The organism is Streptomyces purpurogeneiscleroticus (genome assembly GCF_020024005.1).
GTDB classification, from domain to species: Bacteria; Actinomycetota; Actinomycetes; order Streptomycetales; family Streptomycetaceae; genus Streptomyces; species Streptomyces purpurogeneiscleroticus.
Window position 1 is genome coordinate 1 of sequence record NZ_NHSG01000090.1, and the last position, 26,660, is coordinate 26,660.

Annotated in this window: 23 protein-coding genes; 6 read left to right on the forward strand and 17 right to left on the reverse strand. The window is 71.5% G+C overall.

What is annotated here, in order from left to right; all coding sequences use genetic code 11:
- Window positions 1-134: 134 nt before the first annotated feature.
- From CCS38_RS02920 to CCS38_RS02935, 4 genes are read left to right on the forward strand one after another with little or no spacing between them, the layout of a single operon-like run.
- Window positions 135-710, forward strand: coding sequence for a hypothetical protein (locus CCS38_RS02920; RefSeq protein WP_223731593.1), 576 nt, complete (start codon window positions 135-137; stop codon window positions 708-710).
- A 44-nt stretch (window positions 711-754) separates the two neighbouring features.
- A complete protein-coding gene (locus tag CCS38_RS02925) occupies window positions 755-2,098 on the forward strand; it encodes a peptidoglycan-binding protein (RefSeq protein WP_223731594.1) in 1,344 nt (447 codons plus the stop codon).
- A complete protein-coding gene (locus tag CCS38_RS02930) occupies window positions 2,095-2,865 on the forward strand; it encodes an ABC transporter ATP-binding protein (RefSeq protein ID WP_223731595.1) in 771 nt (256 codons plus the stop codon). Before CCS38_RS02925 ends, CCS38_RS02930 begins: the two co-directional genes overlap by 4 nt.
- Entirely contained in the window at window positions 2,862-4,079 is a 1,218-nt protein-coding gene (locus CCS38_RS02935) for an ABC transporter permease (protein ID WP_223731596.1), read from the forward strand. Before CCS38_RS02930 ends, CCS38_RS02935 begins: the two co-directional genes overlap by 4 nt.
- Window positions 4,080-4,091: 12 nt before the next feature.
- Here the strand turns inward: CCS38_RS02935 and CCS38_RS02940 are convergent, their stop codons facing one another.
- Together CCS38_RS02940 and CCS38_RS02945 are read right to left on the reverse strand one after the other, a co-directional pair.
- On the reverse strand, window positions 4,092-5,741 hold the full coding sequence (locus CCS38_RS02940; RefSeq protein ID WP_223731597.1) for a sensor histidine kinase: 1,650 nt from the start codon (window positions 5,739-5,741) through the stop codon (window positions 4,092-4,094).
- Window positions 5,738-6,457 (reverse strand): response regulator transcription factor, encoded by a 720-nt coding sequence (locus tag CCS38_RS02945; RefSeq protein WP_223731598.1) that lies wholly within the window; start codon window positions 6,455-6,457, stop codon window positions 5,738-5,740. The genes CCS38_RS02940 and CCS38_RS02945 overlap by 4 nt, the downstream gene beginning before the upstream one ends.
- 240 nt (window positions 6,458-6,697) lie before the next feature.
- Between CCS38_RS02945 and CCS38_RS02950 the strand changes: the two genes are divergently transcribed.
- Window positions 6,698-7,051, forward strand: a complete 354-nt coding sequence (locus tag CCS38_RS02950) for an SH3 domain-containing protein (RefSeq protein ID WP_223731599.1) — start codon at window positions 6,698-6,700, stop codon at window positions 7,049-7,051.
- 112 nt (window positions 7,052-7,163) lie between these two features.
- Here CCS38_RS02950 and pstS read toward each other — a convergent pair whose 3' ends face one another.
- From pstS to CCS38_RS03000, 10 genes are all read right to left on the reverse strand, one after another.
- Window positions 7,164-8,282: a phosphate ABC transporter substrate-binding protein PstS gene (gene pstS / locus CCS38_RS02955; protein WP_223731600.1), complete on the reverse strand. Its 1,119-nt coding sequence runs from the start codon at window positions 8,280-8,282 to the stop codon at window positions 7,164-7,166.
- Between the two features lie 184 nt (window positions 8,283-8,466).
- Window positions 8,467-10,206, reverse strand: coding sequence for a chitinase (locus tag CCS38_RS02960; RefSeq protein ID WP_223731601.1), 1,740 nt, complete (start codon window positions 10,204-10,206; stop codon window positions 8,467-8,469).
- Between the two features lie 102 nt (window positions 10,207-10,308).
- Complete coding sequence (locus CCS38_RS02965) at window positions 10,309-11,508, reverse strand: alpha/beta hydrolase (RefSeq protein WP_223731602.1); 1,200 nt, start codon at window positions 11,506-11,508, stop codon at window positions 10,309-10,311.
- Between the two features lie 145 nt (window positions 11,509-11,653).
- Window positions 11,654-13,156, reverse strand: coding sequence for a CoA transferase (locus CCS38_RS02970; protein WP_223731603.1), 1,503 nt, complete (start codon window positions 13,154-13,156; stop codon window positions 11,654-11,656).
- Between the two features lie 7 nt (window positions 13,157-13,163).
- A complete protein-coding gene (locus CCS38_RS02975) occupies window positions 13,164-15,383 on the reverse strand; it encodes an FUSC family protein (protein ID WP_223731604.1) in 2,220 nt (739 codons plus the stop codon).
- A 103-nt stretch (window positions 15,384-15,486) separates the two neighbouring features.
- Entirely contained in the window at window positions 15,487-15,993 is a 507-nt protein-coding gene (locus tag CCS38_RS02980; protein WP_223731605.1) for a DUF3291 domain-containing protein, read from the reverse strand.
- Window positions 15,994-16,025: 32 nt separating this feature from the next.
- Window positions 16,026-16,715, reverse strand: coding sequence for a helix-turn-helix transcriptional regulator (locus CCS38_RS02985; RefSeq protein ID WP_223731606.1), 690 nt, complete (start codon window positions 16,713-16,715; stop codon window positions 16,026-16,028).
- Between the two features lie 87 nt (window positions 16,716-16,802).
- On the reverse strand, window positions 16,803-17,537 hold the full coding sequence (locus tag CCS38_RS02990; protein WP_223731607.1) for a nitroreductase family protein: 735 nt from the start codon (window positions 17,535-17,537) through the stop codon (window positions 16,803-16,805).
- Window positions 17,534-19,066: a purine-cytosine permease family protein gene (locus CCS38_RS02995; RefSeq protein ID WP_223731608.1), complete on the reverse strand. Its 1,533-nt coding sequence runs from the start codon at window positions 19,064-19,066 to the stop codon at window positions 17,534-17,536. Before CCS38_RS02995 ends, CCS38_RS02990 begins: the two co-directional genes overlap by 4 nt.
- A gap of 54 nt (window positions 19,067-19,120) precedes the next feature.
- Window positions 19,121-19,513, reverse strand: a complete 393-nt coding sequence (locus CCS38_RS03000) for a tautomerase family protein (RefSeq protein ID WP_223731609.1) — start codon at window positions 19,511-19,513, stop codon at window positions 19,121-19,123.
- Window positions 19,514-19,596: 83 nt separating this feature from the next.
- Between CCS38_RS03000 and CCS38_RS03005 the strand changes: the two genes are divergently transcribed.
- Window positions 19,597-20,394, forward strand: a complete 798-nt coding sequence (locus tag CCS38_RS03005) for a thymidylate synthase (RefSeq protein ID WP_223731610.1) — start codon at window positions 19,597-19,599, stop codon at window positions 20,392-20,394.
- A gap of 29 nt (window positions 20,395-20,423) precedes the next feature.
- Here the strand turns inward: CCS38_RS03005 and CCS38_RS03010 are convergent, their stop codons facing one another.
- The 5 genes from CCS38_RS03010 to CCS38_RS03030 form a co-directional block, all read right to left on the reverse strand.
- The gene (locus CCS38_RS03010; protein ID WP_223731611.1) at window positions 20,424-22,337 is read right to left on the reverse strand and encodes a DUF2264 domain-containing protein; all 1,914 of its coding nucleotides are present in this window, start codon (window positions 22,335-22,337) and stop codon (window positions 20,424-20,426) included.
- A complete protein-coding gene (locus CCS38_RS03015; RefSeq protein WP_223731612.1) occupies window positions 22,334-23,353 on the reverse strand; it encodes a hydroxyacid dehydrogenase in 1,020 nt (339 codons plus the stop codon). The genes CCS38_RS03010 and CCS38_RS03015 overlap by 4 nt, the downstream gene beginning before the upstream one ends.
- 65 nt (window positions 23,354-23,418) lie before the next feature.
- Window positions 23,419-24,279: a carbohydrate ABC transporter permease gene (locus CCS38_RS03020; protein ID WP_223731613.1), complete on the reverse strand. Its 861-nt coding sequence runs from the start codon at window positions 24,277-24,279 to the stop codon at window positions 23,419-23,421.
- Entirely contained in the window at window positions 24,276-25,259 is a 984-nt protein-coding gene (locus tag CCS38_RS03025; RefSeq protein WP_223731614.1) for a carbohydrate ABC transporter permease, read from the reverse strand. Before CCS38_RS03025 ends, CCS38_RS03020 begins: the two co-directional genes overlap by 4 nt.
- A gap of 27 nt (window positions 25,260-25,286) precedes the next feature.
- Complete coding sequence (locus CCS38_RS03030; RefSeq protein ID WP_223731615.1) at window positions 25,287-26,645, reverse strand: ABC transporter substrate-binding protein; 1,359 nt, start codon at window positions 26,643-26,645, stop codon at window positions 25,287-25,289.
- Between the last annotated feature and the right edge of the window lie 15 nt (window positions 26,646-26,660).

The window sequence follows — 26,660 nt, forward strand, 5'->3', positions numbered from 1 at the left end:
CCCCTCAATCCGGTTCGGCCCGGAGCGGAGAAGTTCTTGATGGCTTCTTCATAGGTTCTTCATCAAGGCGGTTCTACATTCGGCGCGTCCGGCCCCGGTGGGCCGGTCGTGGCCGAGGGATGAGGAGCGCAGCGATGGGTTCGCGTCGGTGGTTCGGGGGACGGTTGCTGGTCGGGGCGGTGTCGGTGGTGGCGCTGACGGTGACCGGCTGCGGGAGCGACGACGGCGGGGACGACATCGCGTCCGCCGGTAACGGCAAGACCGGCGCGAGCGCCACCAAGAGCAGCGCCGGCGAGCTGGCCGAGTACGTCGAGGGGCAGCGCAAGTGGGTCAAGTGCCTGCGTGACGCGGGGCTCGACGTCCCCGACCCGGACGCCAAGGGCCGGGTCGACTTCGGCGACAACGCCAAGTGGAAGCGCGACCAGAAGGCGCTCCAGGCGCAGGAGAAGTGCGCGGACCTGAGCCTGCCCGTCCCGGACAGCGTCCAGAAGGCGCAGCAGCCCGAGCTCTCCAAGAAGGAGATCGGGAAGAACCGGGAGTACGCGACGTGCATGCAGGAGAACGGCGCTGCCGACTTCCCCGACACCGGTGAGGACGGCCACTTCCGGGACGTCCAGTGGGATTCCACGTCGGCGGGTGCGAAGCGGGCCGCGCGCGAGTGCGCCTCGATCATCGGCATCCCGGAGAACGCGCCCTCGCCCAAGGGCTGATGGGCAGGGTAGGGGCAGGATCTGACGGGCGGGGGCAGGAATCCATGGACACGGGACGGGAATCGGAGAGCCGCGCCGACGGCGGGAGAGCCGGGCGGCCCGGGCGCGGCCCCGTGCTCGTGGGGGCCGGGATTCTCCTGGTCGCCGGGGTGAGTACGGTCGGCGCCCTCGGGCTGGGCGGAGGCGGCGCGGACGCCGGTCGAGCGGGGGAGGGCAGGAGCAGCCAGGCCGTACCGGTCACCCGTGGCACGCTGACCGACCAGACGGAGATCGACGGCCGGCTCGGCCACGGCCCCGAGGTCCCGTTCCCCGTCAAGGCGAAGGGAACGGTGACCTGGCTGCCCGAGACGGACCGGACGATACGGCGCGGTGGGACCGTACTGCGCGTCGACGACCGTCCGGTGGTGCTGCTGTACGGCAGCCTGCCCATGTACCGCGATCTCGGCATGGTGGAGCCGGAATCGGCGACCGCGGGCGAGGGCGAGGGCGGGACCAAAAACGCCGGTGAGGGCGCCGACGGGACCAAAGGCACCGACGGAGTCACCGATACCGACGGAGTCACCGACATCGACGGAGGCACCCCGCCGGCCCAGCAGCCCGCGCCGCCCTCCCCGCCGACCCCGCTGCGCGGTATGGACGTCAAGCAGTTCGAGACCAACCTCCAGGCCCTCGGCTACTCCGGCTTCACCGTGGACGACACGTACACCACGCTGACCGCCGACGCCGTCAAGCGCTGGCAGAAGGACCTGGGTGTGCCGGGGACCGGCAGGGTCGACGCCGGTGACATCGTCTATGCCTCCGGTCCGGTACGGATCGCCGGCACCAGCGTGCGCGTCGGGGCCGAGGCCGCCGGCAGCCCGGTGAGTTACACCCGTACCTCCCGCATGGTCACCGTCGCCGCGCCCGCCGCCGACACCGACTGGGCACGGCGGGGCAGCGAGGTCACCGTGGAACTCCCGGACGGGCGTTCCGTGAAGGGCAAGGTTGCGAGCGTGGGCAAGGACGCCTCCGCCGCCGAGGGCGAGGGGAACGCCGAAGGCGCGGAAGGCGGCGGCGACGCGGACACGAAGGCGGCCACCGTGTCCGTGGTGATCACCTTCGACGACCAGGAGTCGCTGGGCAGGATGGAGAGCGGCCCGGTCACCGTCCGCTATGTGGCCGAGCAGCGCAAGGACGTACTGACCGTACCGGTGGCCGCGCTGGTGGCCCTGGCCGAGGGCGGCCACGGCCTCGAACTGGCCGACGGCAGCGGGAAAGACACCGACGGCGAGGGCACTGACGGAGCTTCCCGTTTCGTCCCCGTGAAGACCGGGCTGTTCGCCAACGGCCGGGTCGAGGTGAGCGGGCCCGAGGTCCACGAGGGCATGAAGGTGAGGATCCCCAAGTGACCTCAGCGACCCGCCCGCCGGGCCCGCCGAGCCCGCAACCAGGCGCTCCCGTCGTCCGGTTCGAGGCCGTGTCGAAGACCTACCCCGGCCATGTCACCGCGGTCGACGGAGTGGACCTGGTCATCGAGTACGGTGAACTGGCCTGCGTCGTCGGCCACTCCGGCTCGGGGAAGTCGACCATGCTGCATCTCATGGGCACGCTCGACCGGCCGTCCAGCGGCCGGGTCACGGTCGACGGCCACGCGATCGCCGAGCTGTCCGACCGTGAGGTCTCCGCACTGCGCGCGCAGCGCATCGGCTTCGTGTTCCAGCAGTTCCACCTGGCCGTGGGGGTACCGGTACTGGACACCGTCGCCGACGGGCTGCTGTACGCCGGTGTACCGCTGCGGGAACGGCGGCGCAGGGCGGCGGACGCGCTGACCCGGGTGGGTCTCGACCACCGGATCGACCACCTTCCGCACCAGCTCTCCGGCGGCGAGCGGCAGCGGGCCGCGGTCGCCCGTGCCGTCATTGGCGAGCCGGCCCTGCTGCTCGCCGACGAGCCCACCGGCAACCTCGACTCGGCCTCCGGCGCCGCGGTACTGGAACTGCTGCGCGAGCTGCACACGGCCGGCACCACGGTGGTGGTCATCACCCACGACCGGGAGATGGCCACGGTCTTCGACCGGAGAGTGGAAATGCGCGACGGCAGGATCATCGCCGACAGCGGCCGTACCGATCGTGTCTGTAGCGGCTCCGGCCGTACCGCCTCCGGGGAGGATCGATGAGCCGCAGAGCGCGGAAACGCGGGACCTCGTTGCGTCCCGCCCGGCTGAGCCCCGCCGACCTCGTCCGGCTCGGCGGGACCGGGCTGCGCACCCGGCCGTTGCGGGTCTTCCTGTCCGCGCTGGGGATCGCGATCGGGGTCGCCGCGATGGTCGCCGTCGTCGGCATCTCCAGCTCCAGCCGGGCCGAGGTCGACCGCAGGCTCGACGCGCTGGGCACCAACATGCTGCGCGTCGCCCCCGGCCAGACCCCCGACGGCCGGAAGACCCGCCTCCCCGAGGAGGCGGTGCCCATGATCCGGCGGGTCGGACCCGTGCAGCAGGTCGCGGCGGTCGGCGTGCTCGACGGCGCCGCGGTCTACCGCAACGCGCACATACCGGTGGGGCGGACCAGCAGCGTCCAGGTGGCGGCGGCCGAGCCGCGGCTGCTGCCGGCGATCGGCGGCAGCGTCCGTACGGGCCGGTGGCTCGCCTCGGCGACCGAGGAGTACCCGGCGGTGGTGCTCGGCGCGGAGGCGGCCCGGCGGCTGGACGCGTACACCCCGGGGATGCGGCTGTGGCTGGGCGGCAAGTGGTTCTCGCTCGTGGGTGTGCTCGAACCGGCGCCGCTCGCCCCGGAGATCGACAGTTCGGCACTGGTCGGGTGGCAGGCGGCGCGGACGTATCTGCGCTTCGACGGCCATCCGTCGACCGTGTACGTACGTGCCCGGGACGACCGCGTGACAGCGGTACGGGACGTCCTCGCGGCCACCGCGAACCCGGCGCGGCCGAACGAGGTACTGGTCTCCCGGCCCTCCGACGCGCTGGCCGCCCGGGAGGCCACCGAGTCCGCGCTGACCGGGCTGCTGCTCGGCCTCGGCGGGGTCGCGCTGCTGGTGGGCGGCGTCGGAGTGGGCAACACCATGGTCATCTCGGTGCTCGAACGCCGCCCGGAAATCGGTCTGCGCCGCGCGCTGGGCGCCACCAGCGGCCAGATCCGCGGCCAGTTCGTCGCCGAGTCGCTGCTGCTGTCCGCACTGGGCGGCCTCGGCGGGACGGTACTCGGTACGGCGATCACCGCCGCGTACGCATACGTACGGGACTGGCCGACCGAGGTACCGGTGTGGGCCGCGGGCGCGGGCATCGCCGTCACGCTGCTGATCGGCGCGACGGCGGGCCTCTACCCGGCGGTACGGGCCGGCCGGCTCTCCCCGACCGAGGCGCTCGCGGGATCGTGACGGCGAAGGCACTCAGCCGGTGCCGTCCACGCTCCCGGAACCGAGCGGCAGCGTCACCGTGAAGACCGTCCCGACCCCCACCGTGCTCTCCACCTCGATCGTCCCCCGGTGGTCGTGCACGATCTGCCGGGCGATGGACAGGCCCAGGCCGCTGCCGCCGGTGGCGCGGCCGCGGGCCGCGTCCGCGCGCCAGAAGCGGTCGAAGAGGTGCGGCAGGTCCTGCGCCGGGATGCCCGTGCCGGTGTCCCGGACCTGGAGGACCGCCAGGTCGTCGCGGGAGGCCAGCGCCAGTGTGACCGTGCCGCCCGGCGCCGTGGCCCGGATCGCGTTGCCGACCAGATTGCCGATGACCTGGCGCAGCCGGTCGGCGTCGGCGACCGTGTACGTCCGCTCCGGCGCCGCCAGTTCCAGCGCGACACCGGCGCTCTCGGCCTGGGCGCGGTGGGCGGTGCGGCAGGTCTCCAGCAGATCGCGCAGTTCGACATCCGCGCGGTGGTACGTGAGCGCGCCGGCCTCGGCCAGGGCCAGGTCCTGCAGGTCGTCCACGATCCGCTGCTGCAGCATCGCCTCCTCGTGGAGGGACGCGAGGAGTTCGGGCGTCGGCTCCACGACCCCGTCCTGCAGCGCCTCCAGATAGCCGCGCAGGTTGGCCAGGGGAGTGCGCAGCTCGTGCGCGATGTCGCCGGTGAGGCGACGCTGGCGTTCCTCGCCGGCCTGGAGGGAGTCGGCCATCCGGTTGAAGGCGCGCCCCAGTTCGGCGATCTCGTCCCGCCCGGAGACCGGGACCCGCTGCCCCAGCTCGCCGGCCCCCAGCCCCCGGGCGGCCAGCGTCAGGGCGCGGATCGGGCGCAGTACGGCCCTGCTCAGCAGCAGCGCGCCGAGGATGGCCGCGAGGGCGACCCCGACCGCGACGGCCACCCTGGCCGCCGCGCCCACGGTGGCCAGGGTGGGCGGGGATTCGTCGCGCACCCCGAGGCGCACCTGGAGCCGCGGTGGCGCGGCCGCGCCGATCCGCTCGTCGAAGGTCCGCTGCAGACAGGTGGCGAACCGCCGTTCGCCTTCGCACTTCTGGACCTCGGCGTGGTCCCGGGCGGCCTTCGGGTCGGAGGCCGCCGCCGGCTCCTCGCACTGCGCGGGCGCCTCACCGTCCGTACGGACGCGGGGGACGCCGATGCTGTTCGGCCGGGCCGTCACCTTGGCCCCGGCCCGGGTCAGACAGGCCGCGTAGGCCGCGGCCGCCCGGTACTCGCCGATCGCCGTGACCGTGCGCTTGACCGAGGCCAGCGGTACCTGGTCCGTCGGCAGCCGCAGCGTGGGGCGCGGGTCGACCAGGACCGGGGGCTGCCGGCTCACCGCGCGCGGCTCGCGGCCCGTGAGGGCGTCGGAGTCGGCGAGCAGCTCGTCGGCCTCCGTCGCGACCCAGATGCGCTGGCCGGTGTCCTTCGCCAGCCGGCTCACCGTGGGGGAGATGCCTTCCCAGGTGCCGTGCGCGAAGCCGTAGGCGTACAGCTCGCCGGTGATACGCGAGACCACCTGCCGCCCCGCGGTGACGGAATCGGCGGCCTGCCGCGTCGCCTGACGCCACGTCAGCCAGGCGGTCGCCGCCGTGGCGGCCATCGCGAGGAGCATCAGCAGGGCGAGTGCCCGCAGCCGGAAACTCACCGTGCCGCCCCTTCCGGGCCGGGCTGTCCGGCCGCCAGCCGGTAACCCCGCCCGTACACCGTCTCCACATACCGCGGGCCGTCGGGGCCGCCGCCCTTCTCCAGCTTCCGCCGGAGGTTCATCACATGCGCGTCGACCGTGCGCTCCAGGACGTTCTGATCGAACCCGAAGACCCGGTCGATGATCTGGGCCCGCGTGAACGCCCGGCCGGGCTCGCCCGCGAGCACGGTCAGAATGGCGAACTCCTTGCCGGTCAGCACGACCGGCTCGCCGGCCACCCGCACCTCGAAGCGCGCGGTGTCGACCTCCAGGTCCCCGACTGTGAGCACGGTGGGCTCCGTACGCCCCGCCGCCTTCGCCCGCCGTAACAACGCCCGGACCCGCGCGGTGAGTTCCCGCGGGCTGTACGGCTTGGTCATGTAGTCGTCGGCCCCGAGGTCCAGCCCGAGAAGCATGTCCTCCTCGGTGGTGCGCGCGGTGAGCAGCAGGATCGGCACCTGGGACTCCGCGCGCAGGATGCGGCACACGTCGAGTCCGTCGACGTTCGGCATCATCACGTCGAGCACGATGAGGTCGGGCCGGGAGGAGCGGGCCCGGTCCACGGCGGCGCGGCCGTCGCCGACGACCTGCACCTCGTTCCCCTCCCGCTCCAGGTAGAGCCGGATCAGACGGGCCTGTTTCACATCGTCCTCGGCCACCAGTATGCGAGCGCTCAACGTGCCTCTCCTCACGTCATGTGCCAATTTGTGCGCCCGTAGCGCCTTTTCGGCCTATCGGACACCCGAAATCGGTCACTCCGGGGCGGAATGCTTTCTTCGCCATGTTCAGAACAGGATCGTACTAACGCCACGCGCATCCCAGGCGATGCAGTGGTCACTGCTCTTGCCTCAAGCCACCCGGCAAGCAGGAGCGGTGCCGACAAGCGGTTCAACAAAAGAATGCAACTGGGGGATCTCATGAAGCGTCGACTCGCAGCCGTTCTGCCCGCCATCGCGGCGGTGGCCGTCTGCCTCCCGTTCACTCTCTCCACTCCGGCGGTGGCCGCCGCGTCCTGCGGCACGACCGCCGCCGACAAGGACGGAAGCGCCTGGAACGCCACCGCGAGCGGCGCCAACCAGCGCAGCGGATCCAGCACCAGCTGTGTGAGCAAGGGCATCGCCTACTCCGGTCACCGGCTCGACTACCACTGCTACACGGTGGCCGGCGACTACACCTGGACGTACCTCAGAAATGACAGCACCGGCGTCACCGGCTGGGTCCGTGACGACCTGCTGAGCGACTACGGCTCCAGCGTGTACTGCGGCTTCTGACCGCACCGCACCATGCAGTCAGGGGCGGCCCCGCCGGGGCCGCCCCTCCCTGTCCAGGACAGCTTTTTCAGAACAGCCTTGTTCAGGACAGCCTTGTTCAGGACAGCCCTGTTCAGGAGAGTGTGCGCACCGCCCGGCGGACCTCCGTGGCGACGGCGTCCGGAAGCGGCGCGTAGTGCAGCGCGGCGAGGTGCTTCTGCCCCTCGGCACTGGCGGTGTAACTCAGGAACGACTTCAGGACCGGCAGCGAAGCGGCCTGATTGCCCTTGTCACAGACGACCTCATAGGTCATCAGGACGATGGGATAGGCGCCGGGCTTCGGCGCGTCGTAGTCGAAGGCGAGCGTCTTGTCGTTGCCCTCTCCGACGATGTCCGCGGCGCCGATGCCGGCCGAGGCCGTCTCCGTCGTGGGCGCCACCGGCTCACCGGCACCCGTGTCGATGCTGACCGTAGTGATCTTGCGGGAGACGGCGGAGGACAGCTCGAAGTAGCCGATGGTCCCTTCCGAGGAGGCCACCTCCGCCGCGACGCGGGTGGAACCGGTCGCGGACCCACCGCCCTTGCCCTCCCACGCCTTCCCGGCGGGGTGCGGCCACTGCTCGGGCGCGGCACCGGCCAGGTACTCCTGGAAGTTCTGGGTCGTCCCCGAGTCGTCCGAGCGGTGCATCGGCCGGATGGGCAGGGACGGCAGCTTCGTGCCCGGGTTCAGCTTCTTGATGGCCGGCGCGTCCCAGGTGGTGATGCGCGAATCGAAGATCTTCGCCAGGGTCGGCGCGTCCAGTACCAGATTCTCCACGCCCGGCAGGTGGAAGCCGATGGCGACGGGGCCGCCGGCCATCGGCAGATGGATCGCCCGGCCGCCCCGGCAGACCTCCCGCGACCACTCGATCTCCTGCTTGCTCAGCACCCCGTCGGTGGCACCGAACGCGGTTGCGCCCCGCTGGAACTGCGCGATACCGGCACCGGACCCCAGTGGGTTGTAGGCGATCTGTGAGCTCGGGCAGGCCCGTTGGTACGCGTCGATCCAGTGCTCCATCGCGCTCTGCTGCGCCGTCGAACCGGAGCCGCGCGCCTTGCCCTGACCTGCGCAGTCGACGCCGGTGGGCACCGGCTCGGCGGGCCGGCGGTGCTGGTCCGCCTGATCGGTGGCCTGCGCCCCGCACCCGCTGAGCAGCAGAGTGCTCGCGCAGGCCCCGGCGAGCAGAGTGCCCCATCGGCTCGTACGCCTCATACGGACCCGACGACGGCTTTGCACTCTTGTTCCCCTCACGGCGACACTCATCCCAACGCAACGAACTGCACGTGAATGCTCGCTGATCTTTCGTACGGGATGAGTGTCGCCCGGGCGAACAGAAGGTGATGTCTGGGTCACGGCCAGGTGAACACGACCGTGCGGGCCGCTGTCACGGCAGCCGCTACGGCAGCGCGTGGACGTGCGGGCCGACCGCGTTGGACCAGGCGTTGCCCGCGGTCGCGTCCCAGTTCGTCGACCAGGTCATGGCGCCGCGCAGCCCCGGATAGGTCTTCGCGGGCTTGAAGGTGCCGCAGCCGGTGCCCTTCGTGAGGCAGTCCAGGGCGGCGTTGACCACGCTCGGTGCGACATACCCGCTGCCCGCGCCCCGCGTGGAAGCGGGCACGCCGATCCCCACCTGGGAGGGGTCGAGTCCGCCTTCGAGCTGGATGCAGGCCAGCGCGGTCAGGAAGTCCACCGAGCCCTGGCTGTACACCTTGCCGTCACAGCCGAGCATCGAACCGCTGTTGTAGTACTGCATGTTGACGACGGTCAGGATGTCCTTGACGTTCAGCGCCGTTCGGAAGTAGCTGCCCGACGTCGACTGCATGTCGATGGTCTGCGGGGCCATCGTGAGGACGAGCCCGCTGCCCGCCTTCTGCGACAGCGCGCGCAGCGCCTGCGTCATATAGGTGGGATTGAGGCCGTTCTCCAGGTCGATGTCGACGCCGTTGAAGCCGTACTCCCGCATCAGCGCGTACACACTGTCCGCGAAGTTCGCCGCCGAGGTGGCGTCGTTGACGGAGACGGTGCCCTTCTCGCCGCCCACCGAGATGATCACCGACTTGCCGGCCGCCTGCTTGGCCTTGATGTCCGCCTTGAACTGGTCGACGGTGTAGCCGTTCAGGCCCGCGGTGTCGAGGCGGAAGGTGACCGCGCCGGGAGTGCTCGTGGCGTCCGCGAAGGAGACCGCGATGATGTCGTACTGGTCCGGCACGTCGCTGATCTTCTGGACGGCCGCGCCGTTGTTGAAGTTCTGCCAGTAGCCGGTGACCGCGTGCTTGGGCACCGCCGGGTTGCCCCCGGGCCCGCCGTCGGCGGCCGTGGTGCCGGTGACCTCGGCGGACCTGGCGGACTCCCCGGCCGCGTTGGTCGCCGCGACCTGGAAGCGGTACGCGGTGGACGGGGTCAGGCCGGTCACGGTCGCGGAGGTGCCACTGACGGACTGCACCTTGGCGCCGTTGCGGTAGACGGTGTATCCGGTGGCGTCCTTGGCGGCGTTCCAGGAGAGGGCGACGGAGGACGGCGTCACGGAGCCGACGGCGAGGCCGGTCGGGGCCGCGGGTATGCCCGGTACCGGATCGGTGCCGCCCCCGCCGTCGGGGCCGAAGACGCTGAGGTCGTCGGCGAAGTAGGCGGGCTGCCCGTACCAGCCGTGGGTGTAGACGGTCACGGACGTGGTGTCGGGCCCGGTCGTGAAGCTGGTGTTGAGCTGCTGCCAGCTCGATCCGCCCTGCGTCCACGTCGAGACGTCGGTGGTACCGGTGCCGGACGCGCCGAGGTACACGTACGAGCCCTGGACGTACGCGCTGAGCCGGTACGTCGAGCCGGGCTTCACCGCGACGGTCTGCGTGCACTTGGCGTGGTCGGAGCCGGCCGGGGTGGCCTTCAGGGCACTCGTACCACTGCGCACGGGACTCGCGACGGTCGTGCCACTGCCCTGGGAACACGTCCAGTTGCTCAGTCCGGACTCGTAGCCCGGGTTCTTGGCGACATTCACGTCGGCCTGCGGGGCGGCGACGGTCTGCGGGGCGGCGACGGTCTGCGCGCCGCTCGTCGCGCAGAGGAGGGCCGCGACGGTGGCGAGGAGGGTCGTGAGCCGGCGTCTGTGCCGGCCGGGTCTGACATCTGCGGTACGGGGCATGACGGTCTCCGGTACGGAAGAGGCGAACCAACGAAGCACGTACGAGACGGCGGCCACCGTGTCTGCGCTAAAAATGGTTCAGACCAATGCCGTTGTCAAGAGTCACGGCGAGGGCCGCACGCTCCGCCGCGGCCGGGGCGCCACGTCCTGCGGGAAGGTCAGCTCGCCGCCCATCCACCGCATCGCCGGAGTGATCTCCTGCCGCCAGGTCGTGAAGTGGTGGCTGCCCCGGGGCAGGACGATGGAGTCCACGGTCATCGGCGGTTTCGCCGCCCGCACGAACCGCATCGTGTCGGCGTAACCGGGCTCGCCCCGCCGGCTGCTGGCCACCAGCACGGAGATCCGCGGCACCGGCCGATGTGCCAGCCGCCAGAACAGGTCGTGCTCGCGCTGCCGCTGGGCCGCCCGCGGCCCGGACCCGAAGAGGCTGCCGGTGGTCAGGTCGTCCCGGATCCGGTAGTCGGCGGAGAGGGCGACCGCAGAGGTGTAGACACCGGGATTGCGCAGGGCGAGTTCGAGGGCGCAGGTGCCACCGGAGGAGTACCCGAGGGCTCCCCAGGCGCTCGGGTCGTGGCCGACGCGGTAGGCCGACTTCAGCGCGTCCGGCAGGTCCTTGGTGAAGAACGTCTCGGCCTGCGGCCCGCCGGGCACGTCCACGCACTGGGTGTCCCGCGGCGGCGCGATGGTCGGCCGGATCATCACCACGACGGTCGGCTGCATCGCGTGCCGGGCGATCAGCCGCCCCGCGGTCTGCGGCACCTGGAGGTACTGCGCGAGATTCATGATGCCGCCGGGATAGCCGCTGATCGCGACGATGACGGGGAACCGCTGCCGGTGGAACTGGCGTTGGAAGTACTGCGGCGGCAGATAGACGAAGGCCGGATTCACCACCCTGGTACGGCGCCCCATGATCCGTACGGACTCCACCTTGCCGGCCTTCTCCGGCGGCCCGGCGGGCAGCCCCGTCACCCGGTCCAGCCCCTGCGGCCCGGCCGCCTGCACCAGCCCGCCCCGCACCCCGGCGGCCACATCCCGGCCGTCGTGCCGGATGACCGACACCGGTGCCTGCTCGTTGCGTCCGAGCAGCTCGTCCCACGAGCCGTAGAACTCGAAAGCGGAGTTGACGCCCAGGGCCAGCGCGCAGACGATCGTGAGCTGGGTGACGGCGATCGAGGCGAGCCGGCCCAGGACGGGCCGGAGACCGCGCCCGACCAGCCGGGGCCAGCCCCACACCGTGAGGACCACACAGAGCACGGCGGCCACCGCCACCGCGGATACGAGCGCTTGGCCGGTCAGCCCCATGCACCCATCACTCCCACCCGTCGAGACGTCCGGGGCCGGGCCGCCCGGCAACGCCTCTACGGCGGGCGGCCCGGTCCCCGCTCACCGATTGGGAGGCGAGCGAAGCCCCGTGCGTTCCGGCTGGGACCGGTTCTCGCCAAGGGCCTCAGACCCACTCGGGAGGGCACGAGCCCCGGGCCACCAGAGTGAACGGGTAACGGCCCGGAGTACCGGACATCCGTACCTGGTCGGTGACGCCCTGATACGTACCGAGCGGGGTCTCGTCCGTGAAGGTCTCGGGGTCGAGGTAGGCATGGCGCTCACCGGTACCGGCGACCTCCGCCGCATACGCCTTGTCGAAGACGCCGAGGCCGAGGATCCACAGGGCGGCGCGTGTCAGCGAGACATGTACGCGGTAACTGCCGCCCTCGCGCGCCCGGCGGGCCAGCGCCTCGCTCACACCGGCGGCCAGCAGCCAGGAGACGATGTAGTCATTGACCACCAGGATCGGCGGCAGGCCCGGCCGTTCACCGTCGCCCTCCAGGTTCATCATGCCGACCAGGCTGCCGGCCGTCTGGTCGAAGCCGACCCGGTCCGCCCAGGGCCCGGTGGGGCCGTTGAGGGTGGCCGTCGCGTGAATGATGCCGGGGCGCGCCTCGGCGGCCTGCTCCGGACCCAGCCCGATGCTCTCCAGGTAACCGGGGCGGCGATTGGCGTAGAACACATCGGCCCCGCCCAGCAGTTCGCGCAGCCGCGCCGAACCGTCGGCGGAGCGCGGGTCGAGGGTGGCGGAGCGGACGCCGACGTTGGCGGTCACATAGGTGGTGTCGTGTTCGTGCTCGTTCGGGCGCCAGATGTTGAGGACATCGGCACCGTGCAGCGCCAGCGCACGGCCCGCGCCCGCACCGGCGATCACATGCCCCATGCCCAGTGCCCGGATGCCCGACAGGGACTGCTCCCCGCCCTCCGGCAGGGGCTCGGCCGGGCTGTCGCCGATCTTCTCGATCTGCACCAGCGGCATGTGCGCGAGGTGATCGCGGTACTGGGGCTCGTCGAGCATCTCCAGCGGGGAGCGGAGCACCGGCAGCACGACCCCGGCCTCGACGGCGGCCCGCTCCAGGTCGGCGGCGTTCCACCGGGCGATCGCCCGCGCCACGGCCTCGCCGTCGTCCGGTACGTCCAGCAGCTTCTGGGCGGCCACCTTGATGCCGGGGTAGGGGTTCAGCGGCATCACCCAGCGCCCGTCGGCGGTGGGGTAGAAGGAGAAGCCGAGCGCCTGGTTGACATTGGACGTGGAGGCCGCGGGACAGCCGTTCAGCAGCTCCCAGCGGCGGTCGTAGAACGGGCACAGCCGGTGCGGCGCGCTCCGCAGGTCCACGGTGATGTCCTGCCCGGCGCCGCCGCGCAGCCGCCACAGCTTGGCGACCGCCGCGGACTTGGCCGCGAGCGCGATGGCGGCGGCCCCGCCCAGCCGCAGGGTGCTCGGTACGACCGGGTCGGCGCCGAGGAAGGTGACCTTGCCCCCGGTGTCCTCCGGACGCATGCCGATGCCTGCCAGCACCTCGGCGAAGGCGGCCTCGACGTCGAAGGCGTCGTCGGTCGCGGGGGCGGCGACGGCTGCCTCGATGCGCTGGGTGAGCCGCTGGGCGTGCTCGGTGGTCGTGGTCATCGGTCGGTCAGCTCCCTGTGGGGTGTGGGGTGGTGGCGTACGACATCCGGGTGTGAGGGTCGCGTACGACGTCCGACCGGGCCGCTGCCGAGACCCGCGCCCCGGCCGCCGGACCGGTCACCGAACCGGTCACCGAACCGGCCTCCGCATCGGTCTTCGCGCCGGAGGCCAGCCGGGAGACCAGCTCCTCGACCGCCGTCACGGTGTGCAGGCACAGCGTCAGGGCCCGGCCGCGGGCGTGTGCGACGCCGTCGGGCGCGGTGCGGTCGACCAGGTCGGCGAGCCCGCTGCGGGCGGCCGTCGTGTCGAAGGCGGCGCGCAGGACGCCGGGGTACAGCCGGCCCTTCGCGGCGACGACGGCGGCCAGCTCCGCCAGGTGGTGATCGAGTACCGCGGCGAACTCGGCGGTCTCCGGTACCGCGTCCGCCGGCCGGCCCGGCCGCCCGTCGTACAGCAGCGCGGCGCACTGGGTGATCTCGTACACCGACCGCTGGATGCCGGCCAGTTCCTCGGCGGTCCACCGGGCGCGGTGGCGGCGCGGCTCGTGGCCGAGGCTGGCGATCGCGCCGTCCAGGCGCTCCCTGGCCTGCCGGGACTGCCGGCGCAACGCATCGATCCCGGCCGGGTCCACGGCGCCGGCCTCGGCGTACCCGGTGACCAGCATCGGCAGCAGCCGCTGCTGCACCCGCAGCCAGTCGGCCAGCAGCTCGTGCGTGCGGTGGTGGTGGTATGTCGGGATCACCACGAAGACGACCAGGCCGAGCAGCGCGCCCACGAGGGTGTCGGCGGGGCGGCCCCACTCGATCAGGCCGGGCGCCGAACCGAGCCGGCTGATGAGGAAGACGATCCAGGCGGTGATGAAGAAGTTCAGTACGAGCTGGCCGACGCGGAGCGTGAGGAAGACGCAGGCCGCGAGTACCGTCGCGCCGATCACCAGCCCGTCGGCGCTCCACCCGCCGGGCAGCAGCACCGCCCACGCCACGATCCCGCCGAGGATCGAGCCGATCGGCCGGCTCCAGCCGCGGGCGAAAGTGTGCCCGTAGTCGGGGAACAGCACCAGCATCGTGGTGAGCGCCGCCCAGAAGCCGTGGTCGGGCAGGGCATGACCCCAGAAGTCGCCGAGCGCGCGGCCCGCCGCCTCACCTGCCGCGGTGCCGACCGCGATGCGGATGGCGTGCCGGAAGAGGGGCGCGCCCGGGCGCATCTCGGCGGAGAGCCGGCGCCATCCGGAGCGCAGCGCGTTCTCGGCGGGGAAGGCGTCCAGTACGTGGTCCAGCCCCTCGGGGCCGCGTGCCTGGAGCCAGTGGTCGGCCAGCCGCGCCGCCTCCCGGAGGCGGGGGAGCAGCGCGTCGGCCTCGGGGCCGCGCCAGGAGTCGAGCAGTTGCAGTGCCTCGGGGCCGGCGTCCCGGCGCCGGGCGGTCAGCACCGTACCGGCGACCGCGTCGAGCGCCTCGGCGATCGCGGTACGCGGCACGCGCGCCGTCCGGGGCAGGAAGTGCAGGGCCCGCCGGATGCCCTCCGCCTCCGAGAGCAGCCCGAAGAGCGGGGCGGCGGCGGGGCGGGCGAACGCCGGCAGCAGGTCGAGGGCCGAGCGGGCCGCGGTGAAGGGCGCGGACGAGAGGTGCCCGGCGGGCTCGGTGGCCCGCGCGGTGCTTGCCAGGCTCCGGTACAGGGCGGCCACTGCCTTGCGCTGCGCGGGGTGGCGACGGCCGTACGGGGGCAGCAGCTGAGCGGCGACGACCATGGCGCAACCGACCGCGATCCACTGGACCATGGTCAGCCCGGCCGGGATGCCGGGGGAGAGGTCCGCGGTGATCATGAGGCCGATCGTGACCAGGCAGGCCCGGATGCCGGGGGCCACGCCCAGGGCGCGCCACAGCCCGGCGACGTAGGCCACCACTGCGAGCACGATCAGGAACCACCAGCCCATCGGGTGGAGGTACACGCCGATCAGCGTGGCGAGGCTGAAGCCGGCCCCGAGGACGAGCGCGTTCACCGCCCGGTGCCGGACCGGCGCCAGGAGCGTGCCGATACCGCAGATGAAGGCCCCGACCGTCATCATGGCCCAGGCCAGCGGGTCATCGAGCAGCCGGCCGACGACGGACGCGGCGACGACGGCGAGCACGGCCCGGCCGATCGCCCAGGGATCGGAAAGTACGCGTTCCATCTTCAGCCCCGCCCGAAAGCTGTGCTGGATGGCGGAGCACCATGCCTTGACCTCACTCATATAGATGCATGTTACACCTAACAGTCTGTACGGGGCGAGTGACTGCGCCCCGGCGGGGGAGTGAGTCGGCTCACCTCGTCGGCGAGGGTGCGGCTGCGCGTGGCTACACCGTCGCCGCGTCCTGCCCGGCGGCCTCGGCCTCGGCCTCGGCTTCGGCCGCGGTGTAGGAGGAGGTGAAGGTGAACGCGCGCGGGGACGGGCCGTGCGCCTGCAGGTGTGCCAGTCGCTCCAAAGCCTCGTCGACGGTCGGGAGGTGGCCGGCGGGGACCCACCAGAGCACCAGGTGCGCCTCGACGTGCCGCTCGAACCATTCGCGGCGCCGCCGCATCACTTCCAGGTGTCCGCTGCGGTAGGTGAAGTCCCACAGCGCCTCCGGAGACTCCCACACCGACAGATTGACGATGACGTTTTCGCCCGCCGGGCGCAGGGCGGTGGCGTCGGCCGCCCCCTCCTCCACGAGTCGCCACACGAAGCCGGGTGTGCCGTCGGCGGCGGCATTGACCGGGTCGAGCAGCTCGACGAACGGTGCGATGCGCGGGTCGTCGAGGGGGTGACGGAGGGTCGCGATGTTGAGCTCGGCGAGATGGGCGGTGCGCACGGATGCGGTCATGGACTCATCCCAGCACGGCCCGCTTTTCTATGTCAATGCTCATTGTTTTTAGAAGCTTTAGAAGTCTCGATCACCACGCAGCATTCCCCCGGCCGGGCGTCCATGCGGGTGCGGACGGGGCCGTCCGCACCGAGCAGCCCCTCCAGTAGCGCGAGATTCATGCCGCAGACGAGCGGCGGGAAGCGTTCGGCCACGGCGTGGAAGGGGCAGTTGCGCATACGCACGACGGATGCGGCTGCCCCAGCCGCCCCCTCGGCGGCTTCCAGATGTGGTTCGTAACCGCGGGCGGCCAGCAGCTCCATGGCCTCTTCGAGGCCGGCGCAGGGCGCCGCCGAGCCGCGCAGGGCCTCACCCCGGCGGCGCGCGGCCGCGCAGAGCCCGGCGTCCAGCCCGGCCTGCTCGGCGGCCTCGGCCAGCAGCTCGGCGGCGGTGCGGTAGTCGCGGGCGGGCAGCGACACCGACCGCTCGGCGCGCGTCCGGGTGTACACCTTGGCGGGGCGCCCGGCACCCGGTCCCGAGCGGCCCGTCAGACGGCGGCTGCCACTCTCCAGCAGCCCGGCCTCGGTCAGCTTGTCCAGATGATGCGCGGCGAGTGTGCGCGTCACCCCGGCCGCCTCGGCGGCCTCGTTGCGGCCGACCTCGCGGCCCTGCGCCGCCACGTACTCGTACAGGCGGCGTCGCACCGGGTCCTGCAACACTGCGATCGCGTCGATGTCTTCCACCTGGCCATTCTAAGAACGACGCAGGTAAGAGATAGAAGGACGGAACGGGACGGGGCCCGGCCCCGACCGGCGTGCGCTCAGGAACGGTCACCAGCCGTTGCGGTGAATGACCTCGGAGACGGGGCGCCGCCGCACCGGACCGAAGTTGCCGACGGGCCACCCCACGGGGATCGCCGCGAAGGTCCGCATCTCCTCGGGGATGCCCAGCGCCTGCTTCCACTCCCGCTCCAGCATCAGGTGCCAGATGGTGATGTTGGCGGCCAGGCCGAGCCCGCGTGCGGCGAGCAGCAGATTCTGCACGCCCGGATAGACGCACGAGCCTTCCGCGAGAGCGGTGAAGCGCGGCTGGATCCGCGCCAGCTCCTGCACCGCGTCCGCGCCCAGCGCCTGCGCCGAAGCCTGCAGCCCCGCCTCGTCCGGCTGCTGCTCGGGCATCCGGTAACACGGGATGATCAGGGCGGGAGTCTCCGCGAAGTGGTCGCGTTGGTACTCGATGGCCGCGACCATACGGCCGTACGCGGCCTCCTCCATCCCCTCGGGCGCGTGCTTTCCCGTGGTGGCCAGATACGCGTCCACGCATCGCTGCCACAGTGGCGCCAGCCGTGCCATGACGTCGGGGTCGGTGACGACGATGTACTCGTACCGCTGCATGTTGCCCCCGCTCGGGCCCCAGACGGCGGCCTGGACGAGCCGCTCCAGCAGTTCGTCCGGCACCGGATCGGGCTTCAGGCGGCGCATGGCCCGCATGGTCGACATCGTGTCGAAGAGCGGGGGTTGAGGGGCGGAGGCGGGGGAGGAGGCGGTGGTCGAAGTGGTGATCATGGCCGCAGAGTGTAGGTCGTATCGTGTGCTTCGCCGCCGGTGATCGGCGTTACCCCGGCCGCCGACGCCCGGACGAACCGCGGCCCGTCCGGCCCGTACACCGCACGCGGTTCGGGGAAGACGGCCAGCAGCAGGAGGTAGCTCACCGCGGCCAGCGCGAGGCCGACGGGCAGCGAGATGTCGGCGCCGCCCGCGAGGCCGCCGAGCGGGCCGACGAACTGGCCGGGCAGGTTGGTGAAGAGCAGTCCTACGGTGGCGGAGAGCAGCCAGGCGCCCATGGCGCGCCAGTTCCAGCCGTGCGTGAACCAGTAACGGCCGCCCCGCTGACGGCGGTTGAAGACCTGGATGGCGTCCGCGTCGTACCAGCCGCGACGGGTGACATAACCGAGAATCATCACGACCATCCAGGGCGCGGTACAAGTGATGATCAGCGTCGAGAACGTGGAGATGGACTGGGTGAGGTTCAGCGCGAAACGGCCGGCGAAGATGAACGCGATCGACAGCACACCGATGAACAGTGTGGCCTGCACCCGGCTGAAGCGCGGGAAGACGCTGGAGAAGTCCAGGCCCGTGCCGTAGAGCGCGGTGGTACCGGTGGACAGGCCGCCGATCAGGGCGATCAGGCAGAGCGGCAGGAAGTACCAGCCGGGCGAGACGGCGAGGAGGCCGCCGACGTAGTTGGGCGCCGCCGGGTCGACGTACCGCGCGGCCTTCTCCGCGATGACCGACGCGGTGGCCAGGCCGAAGACGAAGGGCAGCAGCGTGGCCAGCTGGGCGAGGAACGCGGCGCCCAGCACCCGGCGGCGCGGCACGTCGGCGGGAATGTAACGGGACCAGTCGCCGAGGAACGCGCCGAACGAGACCGGGTTGGAGAGCACGATCAGCGCCGCGCCGATGAACGAGGGCCAGAACAGCGGGTCGGCGGTGGAGGCGAAGGAGCCCGCGTACCCCGGATCGAAGTCTCCTGCGAACGCAAACGCACCGAGGACGAACATCGCCGAAGCCGCCACCACCGCGACCTTGTTGACCAGCAGCATGAAGCGGAAGCCGTAGAGGCAGACGATGAGGACGAAGCCGCCGAAGAGCGCGTACGCGAGTCCGTACGCCGGCCCCGACTCGGGCACTCCGGCGAGCCGGTGGGCGCCGCCGACGAGCGCGTCGCCCGAGGACCACACCGAGATCGAGAAAAACGCGACGGCGGTGAGGAGGGAGAGGAAGGAGCCGACGATCCGGCCGTGCACGCCCAGGTGCGCGGAGGAGGACACCGCGTTGTTCGTACCGTTGGCCGGACCGAACAACGCCATGGGCGCGAGCAGCAACGCCCCGGCGACCAGTCCGAGCACGGTCGCCGCGAGCCCCTGCAGAAAGGACAGCCCGAAGAGCACGGGAAAGGCCCCGAGCACGCAGGTCGCGAAGGTATTGGCACCGCCGAAGGCCAGCCGGAAGAGGTCCAGCGGACGCGCGGAACGGTCCTCGTCCGGTATGCGCTCGACGCCGTACGTCTCGATCTCGGTAATCGCCGTAGTCACGTGCGTGCTCCGCTTCCTGTCACTGGTGCTGCCCGGGGACGGCCTCACAGTGTGTCAGCGGGCCCCTGGCTCGTACTGCGCCACCCCGTGGCCGAAGGACCAGTCGATCGACTCGTTCTCGGTCAAGGTGATGAAGACGTTGCGCGGCTCGGTCCCCGCGTAGGCGTGGGCGAGTTCGGCGATCCGCCGGTACAGCGCCCGCTTCTGCTCGGGGGCGCGCCCGGAACGCATCGTGATCGCGACGTACACGATGCCGTCGTCGCGTGGGATGCCGAGATAACCGCCGTAGCGCAGTGTGCTGTTGACGCCGTCATGGCCGGTCAGGACCTGAAACAGGTCATCGGGCGGGAAGCCGATCGTCTCGACCAGTGCGTCGTGCACGGCACGGCCGAGCGCGTCGAGCCGCTCGCTGTCGGTCCCCAACGCGTCGATGCGTACGAATGGCATGTGAAGCTCCCCTGTCCGACGGAGCGTACATACTAGTAGTTACAGTTACGCGTGAGGCAACCTCGCCCGTAGACTCGACGACTGTGGCGGACACCCAGTACGAAGACCTGTTGCGGCTGGTGCTCACCTCCGGGACGGCCAAGGCCGACCGGACGGGCACGGGGACCCGAAGTGTCTTCGGGCACCAACTGCGCTATGACCTCTCGCAGGGGTTCCCGCTGGTCACCACCAAAAAGGTGCACCTCAAGTCCATCGTGTACGAGCTGCTGTGGTTCCTGCGTGGCGACTCGAACGTCGGCTGGCTGCAAGAGCACGGCGTCACCATCTGGGACGAATGGGCCGACGCGGACGGCGAGCTCGGCCCGGTCTACGGCGTGCAGTGGCGTTCCTGGCCCACCCCGGACGGCAGACACATCGACCAGATCGGCGAGGTCCTCGACACTCTGCGCCGCGACCCGGACTCCCGCCGGATGATCGTCTCCGCCTGGAACGTCGCCGAGCTGGACCGGATGGCACTCGCGCCGTGCCACGCCTTCTTCCAGTTCTACGTCGCCGACGGCAGGCTCTCCTGCCAGCTGTACCAGCGCAGCGCGGATATGTTCCTCGGCGTCCCGTTCAACATCGCCAGTTACGCCCTGCTCACGCACATGGTGGCGCAGCAGGCCGGCCTCGAGCCGGGCGACTTCATCTGGACCGGCGGCGACTGCCACATCTACGACAATCACGTCGAGCAGGTGACCGAGCAGCTCTCACGTACCCCGTTCGAGTTTCCCTCGTTGCGCCTGCGCAAGGCCGACTCGCTTTTCGACTACGCCTACGCCGATGTGGAGGTGCTCGACTACCGGCATCACCCGGCCATCAAGGCCCCGGTCGCGGTGTGAACGTCGGGCAAGTCACCCGTGTGCCACCGTCACCCGTGTTCCACCGTCACCGGTGTGAAGGCGATCCGGGTGAGCGAGCCGTCGTCGGTCCAGCGGATGCGGACCTCCTCGGCGTCCGCTGACTCCACGGTGGCGACATCGGTCAGGGGCGCTGCCTCCGCCGTGCCGGTCAGGGAGGCGAGGGCCGCCACGAGCACCGTTGCGTCGGCGTCCTCGACGGGGGGCGTGCTGAGGCGGGGGAGTACCGCCCAGGGGGTGAAGGCGGTGCCCTGCGGTGCGCGTACCTCGTCGTGGTCCGTCCAGCCGTGCAGGCCGTGGAGCTGCGAGCGCAGTGGCCCGTCCGGGGGTGTTGCCCAGCCCGTCAGGTGTATGCGGGCGCCGTGCGGGACCCCCGCGACCTGATGCACTCTCAGCTCGTACCGGCCGCGGGCCACCGTCACGCTGCGTACCTCCAGGCCCGGCACCATTGGTGGGCCCGCGGTGAACACCGGGCGGTGCCAGGAGGCTGCCCAGCCCCAGTCGTTGCCGCCGCCGGCGCCCAGGGGGTGGATGCGGCAGCGTACCGAGGACCGGCCGGCGATCTCGACCGCGAGGTGGTTGTCGGGGGCGTTGGCGGAGGAGGTCGGGCCCGTGCCCGTCGAGTAGGCGAAGCGGCCGTAGAGCACGTCGTGTGCGGCGGCGTTGTCGCCCTCGTGCGGGCGGACGTGGTCGCTGCCGTGGTTGTGCAGCCGGGCGATACCGTCGGCCGCGGTGGCCTGGACGAGCAGGCCGGGCGCGGGGAGCGCCAGTACCCGGTCGGCGGCCTCCGCGGGGGCCGCCTCCTCCGTGGCGGTCCACAGCGGGTCGTCGGCGGGGGCGAGGAGCGCGACGAACGCCTTGGAGGCCCAGTACGGGGAGCCGGGGCCCGAGTACGACTGGCAGGTGGGCTCGTGCGGCCCGTACCAGCCGAGGCTGAGCAGTCCGTCCTCGGCCCCGGCCCCGCCGCGGGTGAGGAAGTGGCGCAGGGCGCCGCTGAGGAGGCGGCGGGAGACGCCCGGCGGGAGGGGGGTGTGGCCGGTCAGCGCGCCGAGGCCGACCGCTGCCGTGGCGGCGAAGCGGTAGGTCAGCGAGCGGCCGAAGTGGATCGGGGCGCCGTCGCCGCCGAAGAGGAGCGAGTAACCCTCCAGATGCTCGCTCAGCCGGGGACCGTACAGGTCCAGCAGGCCCTTGTCGCCCGCCAGGTGGGCGTGGAGCACCGGGTAGAGATGCAGGGCCCAGCCGTTGTAGTGGTCGAAGGCGCGGCCGTCGCCGTCCGAGTACCAGCCGTCGCCGCGGTACCACGTCTCCAGCAGGTGCAGGCCGCGGTCGATGGCCCGGCGGGTCTCCGCGTCGCCGCGGCCGACCGACTCCAGGAAGGCGGCGACGGTGACGGCGAAGAGGTACCAGTTGTTGGGCGCGGGGGTGTGCCGCAGCGCGCCGCGCAGCCAGTGCTCGGTGCGGTCCTGTACGCCGGTGTCGAGGCGTTCCCACAGCCACGGGCGGGTCAGTCGCAGGCCGAGCGCCACGGAGGCCGATTCCACCATCGGCTGGCCCTGGATGTGGTGGTCCAGGATCAGCGGCCAGGATTCGGTGTCCTCGCGGCCCGGCGTGCGGGTGCCGGCGGCGAGCCCGTCGGCGTACCGGGGCAGGAAGCCGTGCGGGTCGGCGCCGTCCGCGCCCGCGACGCGGAACGCTGCGGCGAGGAACGTCCGCGCGTAGCCCTCCAGGCCGTCGGAGCGCACGCCGGACCGGGAGGGCCGCCCGGGCAGGTCCAGCAGCGCCCCGCCGGGCGTCGCCCAGCGCAGGGCGGCGCGTACCAGCCCGTCGGCGGCGGCCTCCCAGTGGGCACGGGTGTAGCCCGTGTGCGGGCTCACCTCGCGCTTGTCGGACGGGAGTTGAAGAAGGGAGCCGGAGACATCGGTCATGCCAGGAACGCCAGCCTTTCGCGGTGTACGGGGTGGGCGAAGCCGTCGCCGGCGGCCCACCGGGCCACCTCACGCACCGTCAGGTCGGCGAGGCGGCGCCACTCGTTGCCCTGGGAGCCCGCCAGGTGCGGGGTCAGCAGGGCGTTGTCGCAGTCCCACAGCGGGTGGTCGGGGGGCAGCAGTTCGGGTTCGGTGACGTCCAGGACGGCGTGGATGCGGCCCGAGGTCACCGCGTCGGTGAGCGCGTCCTGGTCGATGACGGCGCCCCGGGCGGTGTTGATCAGTGTGGCGCCGGGGCGCAGCCGGCCGATCAGCTCGCGGCTGACCAGGCCGCGGGTGGCCGGCAGTAGCGGCGTGTGCACGCTGACCACGTCACTCGCGGCGAACAGCTGCTCGAGGCCGACGCCCGTCACCCCCAGCGCCGCGGCCTCCGCCTCGGTCACGTACGGGTCGTAGAGCAGGACCTGGAGGTCGTACGGGCGCAGCAGCTCGATCACCCGGCGCCCGATCAGCGAAGCGGAGCAAATGCCCACGGTGTTGCGATAGTTGCCCACCGAGCGGTCGGTGCGCAGCCAGGCGTCGCGGCTGCGGGTGGCGCGGTAGTCGCGGGCCCGCTCCAGGACGCGCTTGTTCGCCAGCAGGATCATCGCGACGGTGTACTCGGCCACCGGCAGTGCGTTGGCTGCGGCCGCCGAGGAGACCTCGATGCCGCGGTCCCAGCAGGCGTCGGTGAGGTGGTGGCGGACGCTGCCCGCGGAGTGTGCGATGGCCCGCAGGCGGGGTGCCGCGGCGAGTACCGCGGCGTCGACGGGCGGGCAGCCCCAGCCGGTGATCAGTACCTCCGTCTCCGCGAGGACCGCGCGGGCCCGTGCGGTGGTCAGGTCGTCGAGTACGGGTGGTGGTGCCAGGTCGCACACGGTGGCGAGGGCGGCCGTCTCGTCCGGGCCGAAGACGGCCGTGGCGGCGTCCTGGCTCATGGCGAGCGCGGCGCGCGGCCGGTGTCGCGCCTCGGTCATGGAACTCCTTCGACGTGTCGTACGCGTGTTGCTTCTCGTACGCGTGTTGCTTCTCGTACGGGTGGTTACTTCACCGCCCCCGCCGTCAGCCCCGACCGCCAGAAGCGCTGCAGCAGCATGAAGGCGAGGATCAGTGGCAGCACCGCGAGCAGCGAGCCCATGACGACGACGGGGTAGTACTCGGGCGAGACGGTCGCCGAGCTGTTCCACGTGTACAGCCCCAGGCTCAGGGGGTACAGCTCCTGGTCGGACAGCATCACCATCGGCAGGAAAAAGTTGTTCCAGATCGCGGTGAGCTGGAAGAGGAAGACGGTGACCAGCCCCGGGCCGAGCATCCGCAGGGCGACCCGGAAGTACGTGGCCAGCTCGCCGGCACCGTCGATGCGGGCGGCTTCCAGCACCTCGTCGGGCACATACCCCTGGCTGAAGATCCGGCCGAGGTAGACGCCGAAGGGGTTGAAGAGGACGGGCACGAAGACTGCCCAGAAGGTGTTGACCAGCCCGACGCCGGACGCCATCAGGTACAGGGGCAGCGCGAGCACGGTCTGCGGGACCATGACCGCGGCCAGCACCACGCCGAAGAGCTTCTCCTTGTGCCGGAAGGCGTACTTGTCGAAGGCGTAGCCGCAGGCCACGCTGATCAGCGCGCCGAGCGCCGCGCCCAGCACCGCGTACAGCAGGCTGTTGCCGTACCACCGGCCGAACAGTCCGCCGTCCATGGCGAACAGCTCGCCCAGATTGGCGAAGAAGGAGAAGTCGCCGAGGGACAGCAGCTCGCTGCTGAAGAGCGCGTCGCGGTTCTTGGTGGCGGCCAGCACCAGCCACAGGACGGGCAGCAGGGTGTACAGCACGCACACGCCGACGACGGCGTTCACGGCGGTCCGGCCGAGCAGCCGGGGACGCAGAGCGGTGGAGGGGGTACTCATCGGGTGGCCTCCTGCTGCTCGGCGGACCGGTTCGTCCAGCGGGTCACGCCGTAGGACAGGGCGATGGTGAAGAGGAGCAGGATCACCGAGGCGGCCGCCGCCAGGCTGTAGTTGTTGCGGTTGAAGGCGGCGTCGTAGATGTACATGCTCGGGGTGAAGCGCGAGTTGATGATCGGGGTCTGCTGGCCGAGCAGCATCGGCTCGGTGAACAGCTGGAGCCCCCAGATCAGTGTGAACATCGCGACCATCACGACCGAGGAGCGCACCAGCGGCGTCTTGACCTGCAGGGCGGTGCGCACCGGCCCCGCGCCGTCGACCACCGAGGCTTCGATCACCTCGCGCGGGACGGCCTGGAGCGCGGCGTAGAAGATGATGGTGTTGTAGCCGAGATTGCTCCACACCGCGATGTTGACGATCGAGGGCAGGACCGTGTGGACGCCCAGGAAGTCGACGGTGATGTCCGCCCGGCCCAGCAGATCGATCACGGGGCTGATGCCGGGCGTGTAGAGGTACAGCCAGATGATCGCGGCGATGATGCCGGGCACGGCGTGCGGCAGGAACAGCGCCAGCTGCGCCCAGGCCCGCAGCCGTACCACGCCCGAGTCCAGCAGCAGGGCGAGCGCCAGGGCGCACACCACCATCAGCGGGATGTAGACCAGGCAGTACGCGGCGACCGTGCCGAGGCCGCCGAGGAAGGTCGGGTCGGTGAGGACCGCCGCGTAGCTGCGCAGCCCGACGAAGACGGTGCGCTCCGGGCCGAACCCGAGTCCCGGCTGGTCGGCGCCGAAGAAGCTCAGCCACACGGCGGTACCGACGGGGATGAGGAAGACCGTCGCGAGCAGGACGAAGAACGGCGTCATCAGCACGCCGCACGCGCCGAGCCGGCGCCTGTGGGCTCCGCGCCGCCGGTCGGCGGACGACAGGGGAGCGGTCCGGCGCGGGAGCGTGACGGTGTCCGTGCCGGCGGTGGTCGTGGTCATGGTGTCACCTGCCTCTCTGACGGTTGGTCAGCTGCTGCGTTCGGTGGTGGACAGGCCGAGGGCCTTGAGGTCGGGTAGGGTGCCGCGCTGTGCCTCGCGTACGGCGTCGATGATCGTGCCCTGGCCGCCGGCGGCACGGGCGAACCCGTCCTGCATGACTTTCTGTGTCGCCGTCATCCGCGGCCCCCACGTCCACCGGTCGTCTATGAGCTCGGCCTGCTCGCGGAAGAGCGCGTAGATGTCCTGCCCCGAGTAATAGCGGCGGTCGAACGCCTTGCGGCCCACCTCGATGAGGCCGGGCGCGGCGGGGAACTGGCTGCTGGTACCGCTGGAGAGCCGGGCGCGCAGCGCGTCGGGGTGGGTGACCTGCCAGCTGATGAACTCCATCGCGGCTTCGGGATGGCGGCAGTCCTTGGTGACGGCGAACGTGGATCCGCCGTGGGTGGCGCTCACCGGCCGCCGGGTGTCCCACTGGGGGAGCGGCGCGACCGCCCACTTGCCCGCCTGCCCGGGATGGGCGTTCATCTGCGCGCCCGCGTCCCAGGCGCCGTGCAGCCGGCTGAGGATCCGGCCCTGCCCGATCGCGGCGGGGAAGCGGTTGCCGTCGGTGTTGAACCTGGCGACCAGGTCCTGGTCCGCCAGCCGCTGCCAGTAGCGCGCCACCCGCCGGGTGGGCGCATCGGCCATGGAGACGTTCCAGGCACCCTGGGAAATGTCGAACCAGCGGGCGCCCGCCTGCCAGGAGAACGCGGCGAACTGTGTCATGCCGTCGGTGGGGAACAGCGACAGGTGACGGTCCGGTGCGCGCTTCCGCACCGCCCGCGCGGCCTCCTCGAACTCGTCCCAGGTGGTCGGGACGTCGAGGCCGTACTTCCTGAAGAGGTCCTTGCGGTAATGCAGCACCATTGGCTCGATGTCCAGCGGGACGCTGAAGACCCGGCGGTCGAAGGTGGTCAGTCCGAGGGCCTGCGGCAGCAGCTTGCGGCGCAGTCCGTCGTCGACGAGCGCGGTGATGTCGCGGGCGACGCCGTCGATGGCGAAGCCGGGGACCTGGGGGTACTCGATGGTGGCGACGTCCGGCGCGTTACCGGCGCGGGCGGCGTTGCTCAGCTTGGCGTAGCCGCCCAGCGCGCCGGACGGGACCTGCTGGAAGTCCACCTGGAGGTGATCGTGCGTGCGGTTGAACTCGTCCACCACCTCCTGGCTGCCGCGCAGCGCGGACCAGAAGGTGATGCGTGTGGCGCTCTTTCCGGTGTTCTTACCCATGTTCTTGCCGGTGTGGTGCGGCTGTCTGCCGCCACTGTTGCCGGTGCAGGCGCTCACACCGGGCAGGGACAGGGCGGCGAGCGCAGCGAGCACGGAGCGACGGCTGTGTCGACCGGGCATGCAAGCCTCCCGCGG

What these genes read in the sequence shown, in the direction of transcription:
- CCS38_RS03030 (WP_223731615.1), bottom strand. Translation starts at nt 26,645, where the DNA reads ATGCCCGGTCGACACAGCCGTCGCTCCGTGCTCGCTGCGCTCGCCGCC.
- CCS38_RS02935 (WP_223731596.1), top strand. Translation starts at nt 2,862, where the DNA reads ATGAGCCGCAGAGCGCGGAAACGCGGGACCTCGTTGCGTCCCGCCCGG.
- CCS38_RS03010 (WP_223731611.1), bottom strand. Translation starts at nt 22,337, where the DNA reads ATGACCGATGTCTCCGGCTCCCTTCTTCAACTCCCGTCCGACAAGCGC.
- CCS38_RS02980 (WP_223731605.1), bottom strand. Translation starts at nt 15,993, where the DNA reads ATGACCGCATCCGTGCGCACCGCCCATCTCGCCGAGCTCAACATCGCG.
- pstS (WP_223731600.1), bottom strand. Translation starts at nt 8,282, where the DNA reads ATGAGGCGTACGAGCCGATGGGGCACTCTGCTCGCCGGGGCCTGCGCG.
- CCS38_RS02965 (WP_223731602.1), bottom strand. Translation starts at nt 11,508, where the DNA reads ATGGGGCTGACCGGCCAAGCGCTCGTATCCGCGGTGGCGGTGGCCGCC.
- CCS38_RS02960 (WP_223731601.1), bottom strand. Translation starts at nt 10,206, where the DNA reads ATGCCCCGTACCGCAGATGTCAGACCCGGCCGGCACAGACGCCGGCTC.
- CCS38_RS02975 (WP_223731604.1), bottom strand. Translation starts at nt 15,383, where the DNA reads ATGAGTGAGGTCAAGGCATGGTGCTCCGCCATCCAGCACAGCTTTCGG.
- CCS38_RS02990 (WP_223731607.1), bottom strand. Translation starts at nt 17,537, where the DNA reads ATGATCACCACTTCGACCACCGCCTCCTCCCCCGCCTCCGCCCCTCAA.
- CCS38_RS02925 (WP_223731594.1), top strand. Translation starts at nt 755, where the DNA reads ATGGACACGGGACGGGAATCGGAGAGCCGCGCCGACGGCGGGAGAGCC.
- CCS38_RS03025 (WP_223731614.1), bottom strand. Translation starts at nt 25,259, where the DNA reads ATGACCACGACCACCGCCGGCACGGACACCGTCACGCTCCCGCGCCGG.
- CCS38_RS03015 (WP_223731612.1), bottom strand. Translation starts at nt 23,353, where the DNA reads ATGACCGAGGCGCGACACCGGCCGCGCGCCGCGCTCGCCATGAGCCAG.
- CCS38_RS02920 (WP_223731593.1), top strand. Translation starts at nt 135, where the DNA reads ATGGGTTCGCGTCGGTGGTTCGGGGGACGGTTGCTGGTCGGGGCGGTG.
- CCS38_RS02970 (WP_223731603.1), bottom strand. Translation starts at nt 13,156, where the DNA reads ATGACCACGACCACCGAGCACGCCCAGCGGCTCACCCAGCGCATCGAG.
- CCS38_RS03000 (WP_223731609.1), bottom strand. Translation starts at nt 19,513, where the DNA reads ATGCCATTCGTACGCATCGACGCGTTGGGGACCGACAGCGAGCGGCTC.
- CCS38_RS02950 (WP_223731599.1), top strand. Translation starts at nt 6,698, where the DNA reads ATGAAGCGTCGACTCGCAGCCGTTCTGCCCGCCATCGCGGCGGTGGCC.
- CCS38_RS03020 (WP_223731613.1), bottom strand. Translation starts at nt 24,279, where the DNA reads ATGAGTACCCCCTCCACCGCTCTGCGTCCCCGGCTGCTCGGCCGGACC.